This window comes from Streptomyces albidicamelliae, from assembly GCF_025642175.1.
GTDB classification, from domain to species: domain Bacteria; phylum Actinomycetota; class Actinomycetes; order Streptomycetales; family Streptomycetaceae; genus Streptomyces; species Streptomyces albidocamelliae.
In genome coordinates, this window is sequence record NZ_CP106795.1 from 2,159,550 (window position 1) to 2,174,408 (window position 14,859).

Here is a 14,859-nt window from a genome sequence, read left to right on the forward strand (position 1 = left end):
AGTTACCCCCATCACAGGGAGTCTAGGGATGTCGAACATCGTGGGGAACTATTTCAGGCTCGGCCCTCTGACCGAAACTCGGGCCTTGCGAAGAACACCGGTGCGCGCTTCAACTCGCCCCGTTGACGGGGTTGAAACCGGGCCGGAGAGTGGTAATCCCCGCGAGGGGGGACAAGCGCGGCTGCGGTGCCGCGCCGCGGATCGGGGGGTCTGCCATGAGCGCTGCCACGGACGTCGGGACCGCACGGCGCGGTACCGGGCTGCCCTGGACGGACATCGCCGTGTCCGCGATCGCCACGGTGAGCTGGGCGTTGATCGGGATGGCGGGCACCGCCGCGCTCGGCCTGCACCTGCTGCAGGCCGACACCTCGGCCTCCCTGGGCCCCATGACGGCGGCCGTTGTGGCGCTGGGCGCGGGTGGTTCGGTCTCGCCGTCCGGCGATGTGTCCGTGTTCGGGCTGAAAGGCGCGGAGGCGCACACCGCCATCGACATCACGCCACTCGGGGTGGGGCTGGTCGGTGCGCTGCTGCTGTCGTGGTTCTTCCTACGGTCCCTGCGCGCGGCCGGAGTTGCCGTCACCCCCGCCGAACTCCTCACGCGCGCGGGCACGGTGATCGCGCTCTTCGTGGCGATGCTGGGCGGTCTCGCCTGGGCCGGTCACGACGTCGTCACCATCGACGGCGACTCGCTCGGCCTGGACAGGCTGCCGGGCGGGGGCGGGAAGGGCGGCGGCGGCGGCCTGAGCATCCCGGGCCTCGGGGACCTCGGCGGGCTGCTGCCGGACAAGGTCGGTGACCTGGTCCACGCCAAGGCGGCGGTCGGCTTCACCGTGGACACCCCGGCCACACTCCTCGGCGGCTTCGGCTGGTGCGCCGGAATCCTGCTGATCGCGCTGCTCGCCTCCCGCCGCGCCCCGCTGCCGCCGGGCTGGGCTCCCCTGCACCGGGTGGTCCGGCCGGCGGTCTCGGCACTCGTGACCGTGCTGCTGCTGGCCGTGCTGGCGGGGGCCGCGGCGGCGGCGTACGCGGCCGTCGGCGACGACCATCCGCGGCGGATCGCCGGCGCGGCCCTGCTCGGCACGCCCAACGGGGTCTGGCTGGGCCTGCCGCTCGGCCTGTTCGTCCCCTGGGACGGCCGCGCCACCGGCGTCCTCGGCAAGCTGCTCCCCCATCCCCTGGACCAACTCCTCGGCGGGGGCTCCGACGAGCCGGTGACCCTCGGGCGGCTGGCCGGACTGGACGACCGGGTGTGGCTGCTGGCGGTGGCGGCCGCGCTGACCATGCTGCTCGCCGGGGTGCTGACGGCCCTGCGGACACCGCTGGCCCGGGGGCGGGGGCGGCCGGGGGCCTGTGTCCGGGACCGGCACCCGGGCCGGCGGGGCGAGCGGTGGCGGGAGGCGGGGCGGCGGGGCCGCCGACAGCGCCTTCGGGCTGGCCGGGCGGTGTGCGCTGCGGCTGGGGGTCGCGACCGCGCTCGCCCTGCCGCTGCTGGCCCGGCTGACGGACCTGTCCGTGGACGCCTCCCTGTCCGTGCTCGGCTTCGACGCCTTCGGCGCGGGAGTCACCCTGCACGGGCACCTCGGCGCGGCCCTGCTCCTCGGGGCCGTGTGGGGTGCCGGGGCCGGGGCGGTGGGAGCGCTGCTCGCCCGGGCGACCGGGGCGGCGGGTGCGTGGGCGGCGGCCGGGAACGGAGCGCAGGGCGCCGGGAGCCCGGCCGGGTCCGCGTACCTGACGGATCAGGGGCGGCCTGGTGTGTGCGGCCTGACGTCCGGGGGTGGCGGGCCGGTGCCCGGCGCAGGTGCCACCGGGCCGGGCGGAGAGGCCGGGCCGTACGTGCCGGGCCGGCCCCACCGGCCGCCCAACCCCGACACGAACCCCTATCTGCGGGTCCCGGAGGAGGTGCGGGACGCCCCGGAGCCGCGGCCCCCGGACGACGTGTACGGCGCCCCGACCGTCGTCCGGCCGCTGGGCCGGCCTTCCCCGCGGCCGCGGAAGCGCCCGTCCACGCGGCCGGGTGAGCGTCCGCCGGGGCCGGACGGCTCCGAGTGGCCGCCGCCACCGCCACCGCCGCCGCCACCGGGGCGACCGAAGCGCGGCGGATGAGGGCCCGCCGCCCCGGGAGCGCGCGATGCCCGGGACGGAGGCCGGTCCGGCGGGGCCGGCGGTCGTGGAACTGCCTTCGCGGGCGTCCCGTGGCACAGTCGTGGTGGAGCCGGAGACACGCGGGCGGGTGGCCGTGGTGTCCTCCGGTGGCAAGATCCCTGACATCGGGCCGACACCCACTGTTCCCTGTCCGTCAGGCGGACCTCGGCGGCGTGCGGCACTGGGTGCCGGATACGGTGGTGACACCATGAGCGCTTCGCAGACCTCCGAGGTCCCCACTCTCCTCGTCAAGATCTTCGGCAAGGACAGGCCGGGCATCACGGCCGGCCTCTTCGACACCCTGGCCGCCTTCTACGTCGACGTGGTCGACATCGAGCAGGTCGTCACCCGGGGCCGCCTGGTGCTGTGCGTGCTGGTCACCCAGCCGCCGGCCGGCCGGGAGGGCGACCTGAGGGCGACCGTGCACAGCTGGGCCGAGTCGATGAAGATGCAGGCGGAGATCCTCTCGGGGCACGGCGACAACCGTCCGCGCGGGGTCGGGCGCTCCCTGGTGACCGTGCTCGGTCATCCGCTCACCGCCGAGTCGACGGCCGCCATCGCCGCGCGCATCGCGAAGGCCGGCGGCAACATCGACCGCATCTTCCGCCTGGCCAAGTATCCGGTGACCGCGGTGGAGTTCGCCGTCTCCGGGGTGGAGACCGAGCCGCTGCGCACGGCCCTGGCCTCCGACGCGGCGGCACTGGGTGTCGACATCGCCGTGGTCTCGGCGGGTCTGCACCGGCGTGCCCAGCGGCTGGTGGTCATGGACGTGGACTCCACCCTGATCCAGGACGAGGTCATCGAGCTGTTCGCCGCGCACGCCGGCTGCGAGGACAAGGTCGCCGAGGTGACGGCGGCGGCCATGCGCGGGGAGCTGGACTTCGAGCAGTCGCTGCACGCGCGTGTGGCGCTGCTGGCGGGGCTGGACGCCTCGGTGGTGGAGAAGGTGCGCGACGAGGTGCGGCTGACGCCGGGCGCCCGTACCCTGATCCGCACCCTGAAGCGCCTCGGCTACCAGGTCGGTGTCGTCTCCGGTGGTTTCACCCAGGTGACGGACGATCTGAAGGAGCGGCTCGGGCTCGATTTCGCCCAGGCCAACACGCTGGAGATCGTCGACGGCAAGCTGACCGGCCGGGTCACCGGCGAGATCGTGGACCGGGCGGGCAAGGCGCGGCTGCTGCGCCGGTTCGCCGCCGAGGCCGGGGTGCCGCTGTCGCAGACCGTGGCGATCGGTGACGGCGCCAACGACCTGGACATGCTGAACGCGGCCGGTCTCGGTGTCGCCTTCAACGCCAAGCCGGTGGTCCGCGAGGCGGCGCACACCGCGGTGAACTTCCCCTTCCTCGACACCGTCCTCTACCTGCTCGGCGTCACCCGCGAAGAGGTCGAGACCGCCGACACGCACGGCGAGGACTGAACGCCGCCACCCGCACCCGTCCGCTCCCGCACCGGCGGTGCGGACGCGGGAGGGCCCGGCGCCCCTGAGGCGCCGGGCCCTCCCGCGTCCCGGACACGCCGGGTCGTCCGTGACTCACTCGGTGGGCGCCCAGTACTCCGTCAGCGTGGCGACGGCGGGCTCTAGGCTCTTCCAGGGGCCGTCGTAGGAGAGCAGCGCGAAGCCGGCGGCGGGGAAGCCGCGGCGGTTCATCCGGTCGCGGGCATCGCCCTCCGCGTCGCCGGAGAGGATGTCGGCCAGGCCGTGGATGCCGGGGTTGTGACCGATCATGATCACGTTCCGCACGTCGTCCGGGATCTCGTTGAGCACGGCGATCAGCTCACCGGGCGAGGCCTCGTAGACCCGCTCCTCGTAGACGGTTTTCGGCCGGTGCGACAGTTCGTGGACGGCGAGCTTCCAGGTCTCGCGGGTCCGGACCGCGGTCGAGCACAGGGCCAGGTCGAAGGTGATGGCGGTGTCGGCCAGCTTCCGTCCGGCGACCGCGGCGTCCATGCGGCCGCGCTCGGCGAGCGGGCGCTCATGGTCGGACACCTGGGGCCAGTCTGCTTTCGCATGCCGGAAGAGGGCGATCCTGCGGGGTTCTGCGGCGCTCATGTGACCCAGCTTCGCATGAAACAGGCCACGCGGCGCAGGGAGTTGACATGCGGATTCACCGCGCGCGGGGGCTCCGGGTCAGCGGGCGAGGAGCTGCTGGGCGCGTTCCAGGAGGTGGGTGATCGCCGGGTCGCCGGTCGCCGCGTGGGCGTCCGACGGGTTCAGTATCAGTGCGAGGAGCGCCAGGAAGGCGAGCGCGGGCAGGGCGAGGGCCCACCAGGGCAGCCGGATGTCGACGCCGCCCGTGGTCGCCGGGTGGGGCCGGGAGGGGGTGCGGGCCGGCATGGTCGCCTCCGTGACGTCGAGCGGGTCGGTGACCGCGTCCTGCGGTCACTTCTCGAAGATACGGACGACGGGGTCGCCAACCCATCCGGAAGTCCACCCAGTTGACCCTGACCCTGACCCCCTAGGGGTTGGGGGGCCAGCCCCACCATCGGCGGGTGCGGGCTGCCGTCAGGGGGACGCGAGGGTCGCGATGACGGCGATGATCACGAAGATGGCGAGGAACGAGCCGAAGACGAGCAGCATCTTCTTCTGGCCGTTCTTCGGGTTCGGGTCGAGCACAGGCTGCATGCGCCCAGTCTCGCACCCTTCGTCCGGACCGGTCCGCCGGGGTCGCCCGGTCAGCGCACCGCCGCCTCCTCCTCGACCGTGCGGTTGCGGCCCGCCAGGACGCCCATGACCATCTGGGGCACCATGAGGGCCGCCATCAGGGCGATCGGCAGGCCCCAGCCGCCGCTGCGCTGGTAGAGCACGCCCACCAGCAGCGGGCCGGGGATGGAGATCAGGTAGCCGGTGCTCTGCGCGAACGCGGACAGCTGGGCCACGCCCGGTCCGCTGCGGGCCCGCATGCCGACCATCGTCAGCGCGAGCGGGAAGGCGCAGTTGGAGACGCCGAGCAGCAGGGCCCAGGCCCAGGCGCCGGCGGCCGGGGCGAAGTACAGACCGGCGTATCCGGCGAGCCCGCAGACGCCCAGGACCAGCGCGATCGGTCCCTGGTGGGGCAGGCGCGTGGCGACGCGCGGGATGACGAAGGCCAGCGGCACGCCCATCACCATGGTGACGGCGAGGAGGACGCCCGCGGTGCCGGCCGGGACCCCGGCGTCGCGGAAGATCTGCGGCATCCAGCCCATGGTGACGTAGGCCGCGGTGGCCTGGAGGCCGAAGAACACGGCGAGCGCCCAGGCGGTGCGGCTCCGGGCCATCCGCAGCGGGGCGTGCTGTTCCGCCGTCGCGGCCGTCCGCTGCCGGGACGGGGCGGGCGCGGTGCCGCGGTCCCTGACGAGCGGCAGCCAGGGCAGCACGGCGGCCATGGCGAGGACCGCCCAGACGGCGAGGCCGGACCGCCAGCTGCCGCCCAGGGCGCCGGTCAGCGGGACGGTCACCGCGGCGGCCAGGGACGTGCCGAGGGCGAGGGCCATCGAGTACAGGCCGGTCATGGAGCCGACCCGGTCGGGGAACCAGCGCTTGACGACGACCGGCATCAGGACGTTGCTGACGGCGATCCCCATGAGGGCGAGCGCGCTGGCGGCGAGGAAGCCGGGGGTGCCGCCGGCGTAGGGACGTATCAGGAGGCCGGTGGCGATGGCGGCCATGCCGGCGCAGATCACCGCGGCCGGTCCGAAGCGGCGGGCCAGCCGTGGCGCGGTGACACCGAAGACGGCGAAGCACAGCGGGGGCACGGAGGTGAGCAGCCCGGCCACGCTGCCGCTCATGCCGAGATCGTCGCGCACCTCCTCCAGGAGGGCGCCGAGGCTCGTGATGGCCGGGCGGAGGTTCAGGGCGGACAGCAGGATGCCGGCGACGACCAGCCGGGTCGCCCACGCGCGCGTACGGCCCGCGCCGGGGTTCGTCTCCTCGGTGCCCGCCGGGGCGTCCGTACCGCGTTCGGTGGATGACATCGCCGTACGGGTGTCCACTGTCCGGAACTTCTCACTAGCCATGAGGCCCATCATAGAATCATGGGATGATTGGTTGTCCATTCCCGGGGCGTCCCCACCCGGGCCTTACGTGCGAAGGTGGGCCATGCCTCTGAGCCACCCGCGCCGTTCGGCGCTGTCCGAGCAGGTCATCGCCGCGCTGCGCCACCAGATCACCTCCGGCGAGTGGCCGGTCGGCGCGCGCATCCCGACCGAGCCGGAGCTGGTCGAGCAGCTCGGGGTGGCCCGCAACACGGTCCGCGAGGCGGTCCGCGCGCTCGCGCACAACGGACTGCTGGACATCCGGCAGGGCTCGGGCACCTACGTGGTCGCGACGAGCGAGCTGGCCGGCGTGATGCACCGCCGCTTCGCCGACGCCGACCCCCGGCACATCGCCGAGCTGCGCTCCACGCTGGAGTCGGCCGCGGCGAAGCTGGCCGCCGAGCGGCGCACCGAGAAGGACCTCAAGCAGCTGGACGCGCTCCTCGCGCGGCGCGAGGAGGCGTGGGAGACGGGCGAGGCCGAGGCCTTCGTGACCGCCGACGCCACGTTCCACCTGGCCGTCGTGGCCGCGTCCCACAACGACGCCATGACCGCCATGTACGCCGACCTGGGCGAGGTGCTGCGCGACTGGCTGCGCGCGGACGTCGGCGCGGAGCTGACCCCGGAGACGCACATGGACCACACCCGGCTGCTGGACGCGATCCGCACCGGGGACGCCGAGGCGGCGGCGGTGGAGGCCGCCAGCTATCCGTTCCTGTGCCGCCCGGACAGGTTCAGCGGACCTTCTGGTGGCTGACCCAGACCGAGCCGACGTCCTTCCAGCAGCGGCCGCTGAGCCGTACGGTCATGGCGGGCCCGGCGTCCACCGGGGCGCTGTCGGTGTCGATGTCCCACCAGCGGGCGCACTCGATGTGCAGGCGCACGCGATCGGTGTCGACATAGGGGTTGTGGCAGTAGGCGACCACGTGGGAGCCGTCCACCGACGTACGGCAGGCGGCGCCGAACAGTCCGGGCGCGGGAGGCTTGCCGTCCCCCGCGCGGACGTGCGACATCGCGTCGTACGGCAGACAGAGCACGAGGGCCACGGCCACGGTCAGCGGGGCCAGGCTGCGGGACAGGCGCACAAGGGGACCTCCTCGCCGGGCTGCGGTGGGGAAATCGCGAGGTGAACGCGTAATCCAGGGTGCTCCGCCGGTGCCCCGGCGGCCCGGCCGGTGGGCCGAACGGGTGACGCCCGAAGGGAATCCCCCGTACGGCCGAGGCCCGCACCCCTCGAAGGGGTGCGGGCCTCGCCGGCGATCGGGTGCGGCGGTCGGGCGCCGGTCGCGGTGATCAGGCGCCGATGGCGTGCAGACCGCCGTCGACGTGGATGATCTCACCCGTGGTCTTCGGGAACCAGTCGCTGAGCAGGGCGACGACACCCTTGCCCGCCGGCTCCGGGTCCTTCAGGTCCCACTCCAGCGGAGCGCGGGTGTCCCACACGGAGGCCAGCTCACCGAAGCCCGGGATGGACTTGGCGGCCATGGAGCCGATCGGGCCCGCGGAGATGAGGTTGCAGCGGACGTTCTGCTTGCCGAGGTCACGCGCCATGTAGCGGCTGGTGGCCTCCAGCGCGGCCTTGGCCGGGCCCATCCAGTCGTACTGCGGCCAGGCGTACTGGGCGTCGAAGGTGAGACCGACGACCGAGCCGCCGTTCTGCATCAGCGGCAGGCAGGCCATGGTCAGCGACTTGAGCGAGAACGCCGAGACGTGCATGGCGGTGGCGACCGACTCGAACGGCGTGTTGAGGAAGTTGCCGCCGAGCGCGTCCTGCGGGGCGAAGCCGATGGAGTGGACGATGCCGTCCAGCCCGCCCAGCTCCTCGCCGACGACGTCGGCCAGGCGGCCGAGGTGCTCGTCGTTCGTGACGTCCAGCTCGATCACCTTGGTGGGCTTGGGCAGCTTCTTGGCGATGCGCTCGGTCAGCGTGGGCCGCGGGAACGCGGTCAGGATGATCTCGGCGCCCTGCTCCTGGGCCAGCTTGGCGACGTGGAAGGCGATGGAGGACTCCATCAGCACGCCCGTGACCAGGATGCGCTTGCCCTCGAGAATTCCGCTCATGGTGATCAGTGACCCATTCCCAGTCCGCCGTCAACGGGGATGACGGCTCCAGTGATGTACGAGGCGTCGTCCGAGGCGAGGAACCGCACCGTCGCGGCGATCTCCTCCGGCTGCGCGTAACGGCCGAGCGGCACCTGCGAGACGATGTTCTCGCGCTGCTCGTCGGTGAGCGCCTTGGTCATGTCGGTGTCGACGAAGCCGGGCGCGACGACGTTGAAGGTGAGGTTGCGCGAACCCAGCTCACGGGCGAGGGAGCGCGCGAGGCCGACCAGGGCGGCCTTGGAGGCGGCGTAGTTCGCCTGCCCCGCCGAGCCGAGCAGACCGACCACGGACGAGATGAGGACGACACGGCCCTTCTTGGCGCGCAGCATGCCGCGGTTCGCGCGCTTGACGACGCGGAAGGTGCCGGTGAGGTTGGTGTCGATGACCGAGGTGAAGTCCTCCTCGGACATGCGCATCAGGAGCTGGTCCTTGGTGACGCCGGCGTTGGCAACGAGAACCTCGACCGGACCGTGCTGCTCCTCGATCTCCTTGTAGGCCTGCTCCACCTGCTCCGGGTCGGTGATGTCGCACCTGACCGCGAGGAAGCCGGCCGGCGGCTCCCCGGAGCGGTACGTGATCGCGACCTTGTCGCCGGCGTCGGCGAATGCACGGGCGATGGCGAGGCCGATGCCCCGGTTGCCTCCGGTGACGAGAACCGAGCGGCTCAACTGATCACCCTTTCGATAGCGGTCTGCAGCGGTCCGACAGCCCGCCCGAACACCTGGTGACAGGCGGCTTCATCCAAAAACCTATCGGTCGCGCCCCTGCCGCGGGCAATCGGGCACCGACAGTGGCTGAGGGGAGTCACTGTCGGGTCCCTACAGAAACGCCCGAAGACGAACGGAAACATGTGGTCCGCCGGGCGGATCGCGCGACATGATCGGAGCCGACAGGCCACGACAGCAGGGAGATCTCCGTGCCCCATTCCATCGACGAAGCCTTCACGGCGCTTCCCCTACGGGCCCTCGCCGACGCCGCGCTCGCACGCGCGCGTGCGCTGGGGGCCGAGCACGCGGACTTCCGGTTCGAGCGGGTGCGCAGCGCCTCCTGGCGGCTGCGGGACGCCAAGCCCGCCGGCTCGTCGGACACCACCGACCTCGGGTACGCGGTCCGGGTCGTGCACGGCGGTACGTGGGGCTTCGCGTCCGGGGTCGACCTGACCATGGACGCCGCCGCGCGGGTCGCCTCGCAGGCGGTGGCCATGGCCAAGCTCTCCGCGCAGGTGATCAGGGCGGCCGGGTCGGACGAGCTGGTGGAGCTCGCCGACGAGCCCGTGCACGCGGAGCGGACGTGGATCTCGTCGTACGAGATCGACCCGTTCTCCGTGCCCGCCGAGGAGAAGGCCGCGCTGCTGGCGGAGTGGAGCGCCCGGCTGCTGGCGGCGAACGGCGTCGACCACGTCGACGCCTCGCTGCTCACCGTGCACGAGAACAAGTTCTACGCCGACACCGCCGGGACCGTCACCACCCAGCAGCGGGTGCGGCTGCACCCGGAGCTGACCGCGGTGTCGGTGGACGAGTCCAGCGGTGAGTTCGACTCGATGCGGACCGTCGCGCCGCCGGCCGGGCGCGGCTGGGAGTACCTGACCGGCACGGGCTGGGACTGGGACGCCGAGCTGGAGCGGATCCCCGAACTGCTCGCCGAGAAAATGCGCGCGCCCAGCGTGGACCCCGGCCTGTACGACCTCGTCGTCGACCCGTCGAACCTGTGGCTGACCATCCACGAGTCCATCGGGCACGCCACGGAGCTGGACCGTGCCCTCGGCTACGAGGCCGCCTACGCCGGCACCTCCTTCGCCACCTTCGACCAGCTCGGCAAGCTGAAGTACGGCTCCGAGCTGATGAACGTCACCGGTGACCGCACCGCCGAGCACGGCCTCGCGACCGTCGGCTTCGACGACGAGGGCGTGGAGGCGCAGTCCTGGGACCTGGTGAAGGACGGCACGCTGGTCGGCTACCAGCTGGACCGGCGGATCGCGCGGCTGACCGGGTTCGAGCGGTCCAACGGCTGCGCCTTCGCCGACTCCCCCGGCCATGTGCCGGTGCAGCGCATGGCGAACGTCTCCCTGCAGCCGGATCCCGCCGGGCTGTCCACCGAGGACCTGATCGGGGGCGTCGACCGGGGCATCTACGTCGTCGGCGACCGGTCCTGGTCGATCGACATGCAGCGGTACAACTTCCAGTTCACCGGGCAGCGCTTCTTCCGGATCGAGAACGGGCGGATCACCGGGCAGCTGAAGGACGTGGCCTACCAGGCGACCACCACCGACTTCTGGGGGTCCATGGCGGCGGTCGGCGGACCGCAGACCTATGTCCTCGGCGGCGCCTTCAACTGCGGCAAGGCCCAGCCGGGCCAGGTGGCCGCCGTGTCCCACGGATGCCCGTCCGCGCTCTTCAGGGGCGTCAACATCCTCAACACCACGCAGGAGGCCGGTCGATGAGCGCCCGCACCCACAAGCCGCACGAGATCGTCGAGCAGGCCCTGGCGCTGTCCCGTGCCGACGGCTGCGTCGTCATCGCGGACGAGCAGTCCACCGCCAACCTGCGCTGGGCCGGCAACGCGCTCACCACGAACGGCGTGACGCGCGGCCGTACGCTCACCGTGATCGCGACCGTGGACGGCAAGGAGGGCACCGCGTCCGGAGTGGTGTCCCGGTCGGCGGTCACCGCGGACGAGCTGGAGCCCCTGGTGCGGGCCGCCGAGGCCGCCGCGCGCGGGGCCGGACCGGCCGAGGACGCGCAGCCGCTGGTCGGCGGCGTGCCGCAGTCGCCGGACTTCACGGACGCGCCCGCCGAGACCTCCTCCGCGGTGTTCGCCGACTTCGCCCCGGCGCTGGGCGAGGCGTTCGCACGCGCGCGTGCGGGTGGCCGGGAGCTGTACGGCTTCGCCAACCACGAGGTGGTCTCGACGTACGTCGGCACCTCCACCGGGCTGCGCCTGCGGCACGACCAGCCCACCGGCACGCTGGAGCTGAACGCAAAGTCTCCCGACCGCACCCGTTCGGCCTGGGCCGGCCGGTCCACGCGGGACTTCAAGGACGTCGACCCGGGGGCGCTCGACGCCGAGCTCGCCGTACGGCTGGGCTGGGCGGAGCGGCGCGTGGAGCTGCCCGCCGGCCGCTACGAGACGCTGCTGCCGCCGACCGCGGTCGCCGACCTGCTGATCTACCAGCTGTGGTCGGCGTCGGGCCGGGACGCGGCCGAGGGGCGGACGGTGTTCTCCAGGCCGGGCGGCGGCACCCGCGTCGGCGAGAAGCTGAGCGAGCTGCCGCTGACCCTGCGCAGCGACCCGAACGAGCCGGGCCTGGAGTGCCCGCCCTTCGTGGTCGCCCACTCCTCCGGCGGCGACCAGTCGGTGTTCGACAACGGACTGCCCACGCACGCGACCGAGTGGGTCGACGAGGGGGTGCTGAAGCACCTGACCACCACCCGGCACAGCGCGGGCCTGACCGGACTGCCGGTCGCCCCGGTGCTCGGGAACCTGATCCTGGACGGCGGCGGTGACCGCTCGCTGGACCAGATGGTCGCGGACACCGAGCGCGGACTGCTGCTGACCTGCCTGTGGTACATCCGCGAGGTCGACCCGGCCACGCTGCTGCTCACCGGTCTGACCCGGGACGGCGTCTACCTCGTGGAGAACGGCGAGGTGACCGGGCAGGTGAACAACTTCCGGTTCAACGAGTCCCCGGTGGGGCTGCTGGGCCGGGCCGCGGAGGCCGGACGTACGGAGAAGACGCTGCCGCGGGAGTGGAGCGACTGGTTCACGCGGGCCGCGATGCCCGCGCTGCGGATCCCCGATTTCAACATGAGCTCTGTCAGTCAGGGCGTATAACCTCGTAGTCGGCTGTCACCCGACCGCCCCGAAGATCACCGAGGAGACACGAGAACCGTGACGGACATCGTCGACGAGCTGAAGTGGCGTGGGCTGTTCGCCCTGTCCACCGACGAGGACGCCTTGCGCAAGGCGCTCGCGGACGGTCCCGTCACGTTCTATTGCGGCTTCGACCCGACGGCGCCGTCCCTGCACGTGGGGCACCTCGTGCAGGTGCTCACCGTGCGCCGGCTCCAGCAGGCCGGGCACCGGCCGCTGGCGCTGGTGGGCGGTGCGACGGGGCTGATCGGCGACCCCCGCCCGACCGCCGAGCGCACGCTGAACGACCCGGAGACGGTGGCCGGCTGGGTCGGCAAGCTGCGTTCGCAGATCGAGCCGTTCCTGTCCTTCGAGGGTGAGAACGCGGCCGTCATGGTCAACAACCTCGACTGGACCGCGAACCTCTCCGCGATCGAGTTCCTGCGGGACATCGGCAAGCACTTCCGTGTCAACAAGATGCTGACGAAGGACTCCGTGGCCCGCCGCCTGGAGTCCGACCAGGGCATCAGCTACACGGAGTTCAGCTACCAGATCCTCCAGGGCATGGACTTCCTCCAGCTCTACCGCCGCCACGGCTGCACGCTCCAGCAGGGCGGCAGCGACCAGTGGGGGAACCTCACGGCCGGGCTCGACCTGATCCACCGGCTGGAGCCGGGTGCCGAGGTCCACGCCCTCGCCACCCCGCTGATGACGAAGGCGGACGGCACCAAGTTCGGCAAGACCGAGGGCGGCGCCGTCTGGCTCGACCCGGAGATGACGACGCCGTACGCGTTCTACCAGTTCTGGCTGAACGTGGACGACCGGGACATCTCCAAGTACCTGCGCATCCTGTCCTTCAGGTCCCGCGAGGAGCTGGAGGAGCTGGAGAGGCAGACCGAGGAGCGTCCGCAGGCCCGGGCCGCGCAGCGCGCACTCGCCGAGGAGCTGACGACGCTGGTGCACGGCGCCGGCCAGACCGAGGCGGTCGTCGCGGCGTCCAAGGCGCTGTTCGGACAGGGCGAGCTGGCGGAGCTGGACGGCCCGACGCTGGCCGCGGCGCTCTCCGAGGTGCCGCACGTGCGGGTCACCGAGCTGGGCCCGGTCGTCGACCTGCTCGCCGAGGTCGGCCTCGTCGCCAGCAAGTCCGCCGCGCGGCGGACGGTGAAGGAGGGCGGCGCGTACGTGAACAACGTGAAGGTCGCCTCCGAGGACGCCGTCCCGGCGAAGGAGGACCTGCTGCACGGACGGTGGCTGGTGCTGCGCCGCGGGAAGAAGAACCTCGCCGCGGTGGAGGTCGTCCCCGCCTAGCACGACGACGGGCGCGCCTCGTACGGAGGCGCGCCCCTCGCTCGGTAACGGTCCGGCTCGCTCGACAGCTGTGCCGCCGGGTCAGGCCCGCTGCTGTTTCCTCTTACCCAGCGTCGCCATGTAGAGGGCGTCGACGAGCGCGACGATGATGATCGCGGCCACGAGCTGGAAGAAGTGCCGGCTCCAGTCGATGCCCCGGGTCTCCGCGACGCCGAGGGCGCCGGCGATGGCGTTGCCCGCGATGGCGCCCAGGATGCCGCAGATGGTGGTCAGCCACAGAGGGCTGTGCTGCTTGCCCGGGATGACCGCCTTGGCGATCAGGCCCAGCACGAATCCCACGATGATCGCCCACAACCAGCCCATGGCTCCTCCTCGTACGGCTCGACGTGAGCACTACCGCCAGTGTGGTTGTGTACACCGTTCGGCGCATGTCGGCCTCCCCCGTACGGGTCCGGGCCCCTGGCGTTCCCGCTGGCAGGGCGGTGCCCCGGTCTCGTGGCCGGCGCGGGCGCGGCGTACGGTAAGAGATGCCCGGGCCGGTTCCCCGCCGGGTGTGACGACGGTGCGGGCCCGGGGTGAGTCCGATGCGCGCGGATGGTGGAATGTGACGCGGAAACAGCACGGCGGCAGCGCCCAGGTCTTCCGGATCACCGGGGCCCGGACCGGGCTCGCCGAGGACGTGCGGGGCCGGCAGCGACGGTACGTGATCTCGATGTCGATCCGTACGGTCTCCGTGATCCTCGCGGCGACACTGTGGAACGTCGAGCGGTACGTCGCCGTCGTGGCGCTGGTGCTCGGTGCCGTCCTCCCCTACGTCGCCGTAGTGATCGCGAACGCCGGCCGGGAGAGGCCGCCGTCGCTGCCCTCCACGTTCGTGACGGCACCCACGCGTCCGATGATCAACGCGCCACGCGGTGAGGACGAGCGGACGGAGCCCGCCGCGGGGGGCGCGACCGAGGACCCGGCGGCCGGAACGCGGGGCGAGCGGGCCGACCCGGTGTGACCATGGCCGACGTGGCGGAAGCGGAACGCGGCCACCCGGGAAGCTCAAGAAAACCTCAGATCAATCATGCTGTTCCGGTGCCGTGCGGCGGGTGACCCATGACATACTGCGTACGCGCTCCGCATCCCCCGTCGGAGCGACGGACCGACGCCGGGCAGCTCCCCCCGTGGCTGCTCGGCGTCGCCTTGTTTCCGGGGGCTTTGCGAGACGGAACCAGTGACTGACCCTGTGAGTGAGACGCCTGTCTGTTCGGCCAAGGGATGCCGCGTCGACGCCGTGTGGGTGCTGGCGTGGAACAACCCGAAGATCCACACGCCGGAGCGGCGCAAGACGTGGCTCGCCTGCGAGGAGCACCGCGAGCATCTGTCGCAGTTCCTCGGGGTGCGCGGGTTCCTGAAGGACGTCGTCCTGCTCGGCGAGTGGGAGGACCCGCGTCCCTGACG

16 protein-coding genes and 1 pseudogene are annotated in these 14,859 nt (G+C 72.4%); 9 read left to right on the forward strand and 8 right to left on the reverse strand.

The window, feature by feature from the left end:
* Positions 1 to 320: 320 nt before the first annotated feature.
* From N8I86_RS39325 to serB, 3 genes and pseudogenes are all read left to right on the forward strand, one after another.
* A pseudogene (locus N8I86_RS39325) lies at positions 321 to 1,271 on the forward strand (streptophobe family protein); the annotation flags it as partial.
* A gap of 79 nt (positions 1,272 to 1,350) precedes the next feature.
* Positions 1,351 to 2,103 (forward strand): streptophobe family protein, encoded by a 753-nt coding sequence (locus N8I86_RS39330; protein ID WP_404830872.1) that lies wholly within the window; start codon positions 1,351 to 1,353, stop codon positions 2,101 to 2,103.
* A 247-nt stretch (positions 2,104 to 2,350) separates the two neighbouring features.
* Positions 2,351 to 3,559: a phosphoserine phosphatase SerB gene (serB, locus tag N8I86_RS10055; protein WP_123438346.1), complete on the forward strand. Its 1,209-nt coding sequence runs from the start codon at positions 2,351 to 2,353 to the stop codon at positions 3,557 to 3,559.
* Between the two features lie 114 nt (positions 3,560 to 3,673).
* On the opposite strand, the gene N8I86_RS10060 is transcribed toward serB, so the two are convergent.
* The 4 genes from N8I86_RS10060 to N8I86_RS10075 all read right to left on the reverse strand — a co-directional run bounded on the left by N8I86_RS10060 (position 3,674) and on the right by N8I86_RS10075 (position 6,135).
* A complete protein-coding gene (locus N8I86_RS10060; protein WP_073892264.1) occupies positions 3,674 to 4,192 on the reverse strand; it encodes a SixA phosphatase family protein in 519 nt (172 codons plus the stop codon).
* Positions 4,193 to 4,270: 78 nt separating this feature from the next.
* Positions 4,271 to 4,477, reverse strand: coding sequence for a hypothetical protein (locus N8I86_RS10065; protein WP_073892266.1), 207 nt, complete (start codon positions 4,475 to 4,477; stop codon positions 4,271 to 4,273).
* Between the two features lie 168 nt (positions 4,478 to 4,645).
* A complete protein-coding gene (locus N8I86_RS10070; RefSeq protein ID WP_107423674.1) occupies positions 4,646 to 4,765 on the reverse strand; it encodes an SGM_5486 family transporter-associated protein in 120 nt (39 codons plus the stop codon).
* A gap of 50 nt (positions 4,766 to 4,815) precedes the next feature.
* On the reverse strand, positions 4,816 to 6,135 hold the full coding sequence (locus N8I86_RS10075; protein ID WP_404830801.1) for a CynX/NimT family MFS transporter: 1,320 nt from the start codon (positions 6,133 to 6,135) through the stop codon (positions 4,816 to 4,818).
* An 82-nt stretch (positions 6,136 to 6,217) separates the two neighbouring features.
* On the opposite strand from N8I86_RS10075, the gene N8I86_RS10080 reads away from it, so the two are divergent.
* Complete coding sequence (locus N8I86_RS10080; protein ID WP_073892268.1) at positions 6,218 to 6,910, forward strand: FadR/GntR family transcriptional regulator; 693 nt, start codon at positions 6,218 to 6,220, stop codon at positions 6,908 to 6,910.
* Here the strand turns inward: N8I86_RS10080 and N8I86_RS10085 are convergent.
* The 3 genes from N8I86_RS10085 to fabG form a co-directional block, all read right to left on the reverse strand.
* A complete protein-coding gene (locus N8I86_RS10085) occupies positions 6,888 to 7,238 on the reverse strand; it encodes a hypothetical protein (RefSeq protein ID WP_073892270.1) in 351 nt (116 codons plus the stop codon). The two genes, N8I86_RS10080 and N8I86_RS10085, sit on opposite strands and share 23 nt — an antisense overlap.
* Positions 7,239 to 7,446: 208 nt before the next feature.
* Positions 7,447 to 8,214: an enoyl-ACP reductase FabI gene (fabI, locus tag N8I86_RS10090; RefSeq protein WP_073892272.1), complete on the reverse strand. Its 768-nt coding sequence runs from the start codon at positions 8,212 to 8,214 to the stop codon at positions 7,447 to 7,449.
* A gap of 5 nt (positions 8,215 to 8,219) precedes the next feature.
* Complete coding sequence (gene fabG / locus N8I86_RS10095) at positions 8,220 to 8,924, reverse strand: 3-oxoacyl-[acyl-carrier-protein] reductase (RefSeq protein ID WP_073892274.1); 705 nt, start codon at positions 8,922 to 8,924, stop codon at positions 8,220 to 8,222.
* A 248-nt stretch (positions 8,925 to 9,172) separates the two neighbouring features.
* On the opposite strand from fabG, the gene N8I86_RS10100 reads away from it, so the two are divergent.
* The 3 genes from N8I86_RS10100 to tyrS are packed head-to-tail and all read left to right on the forward strand — an operon-like array spanning position 9,173 to position 13,413.
* The gene (locus tag N8I86_RS10100; RefSeq protein WP_073892276.1) at positions 9,173 to 10,696 is read left to right on the forward strand and encodes a TldD/PmbA family protein; all 1,524 of its coding nucleotides are present in this window, start codon (positions 9,173 to 9,175) and stop codon (positions 10,694 to 10,696) included.
* A complete protein-coding gene (locus N8I86_RS10105) occupies positions 10,693 to 12,087 on the forward strand; it encodes a metallopeptidase TldD-related protein (RefSeq protein WP_073892277.1) in 1,395 nt (464 codons plus the stop codon). The genes N8I86_RS10100 and N8I86_RS10105 overlap by 4 nt, the downstream gene beginning before the upstream one ends.
* Positions 12,088 to 12,144: 57 nt before the next feature.
* A complete protein-coding gene (tyrS, locus tag N8I86_RS10110) occupies positions 12,145 to 13,413 on the forward strand; it encodes a tyrosine--tRNA ligase (RefSeq protein WP_123438342.1) in 1,269 nt (422 codons plus the stop codon).
* Between the two features lie 81 nt (positions 13,414 to 13,494).
* Here the strand turns inward: tyrS and N8I86_RS10115 are convergent, their stop codons facing one another.
* Positions 13,495 to 13,776 carry a GlsB/YeaQ/YmgE family stress response membrane protein gene (locus N8I86_RS10115; protein WP_073892279.1) on the reverse strand — a complete coding sequence of 94 codons (282 nt, stop codon included), beginning with the start codon at positions 13,774 to 13,776 and terminating at the stop codon, positions 13,495 to 13,497.
* 241 nt (positions 13,777 to 14,017) lie between these two features.
* Here N8I86_RS10115 and N8I86_RS10120 point away from each other — a divergent pair, with 241 nt between their 5' ends.
* Together N8I86_RS10120 and N8I86_RS10125 are read left to right on the forward strand one after the other, a co-directional pair.
* The gene (locus tag N8I86_RS10120) at positions 14,018 to 14,416 is read left to right on the forward strand and encodes a DUF3099 domain-containing protein (RefSeq protein WP_073892280.1); all 399 of its coding nucleotides are present in this window, start codon (positions 14,018 to 14,020) and stop codon (positions 14,414 to 14,416) included.
* A gap of 228 nt (positions 14,417 to 14,644) precedes the next feature.
* Positions 14,645 to 14,857 (forward strand): hypothetical protein, encoded by a 213-nt coding sequence (locus N8I86_RS10125; RefSeq protein WP_185091425.1) that lies wholly within the window; start codon positions 14,645 to 14,647, stop codon positions 14,855 to 14,857.
* Positions 14,858 to 14,859: the final 2 nt, after the last annotated feature.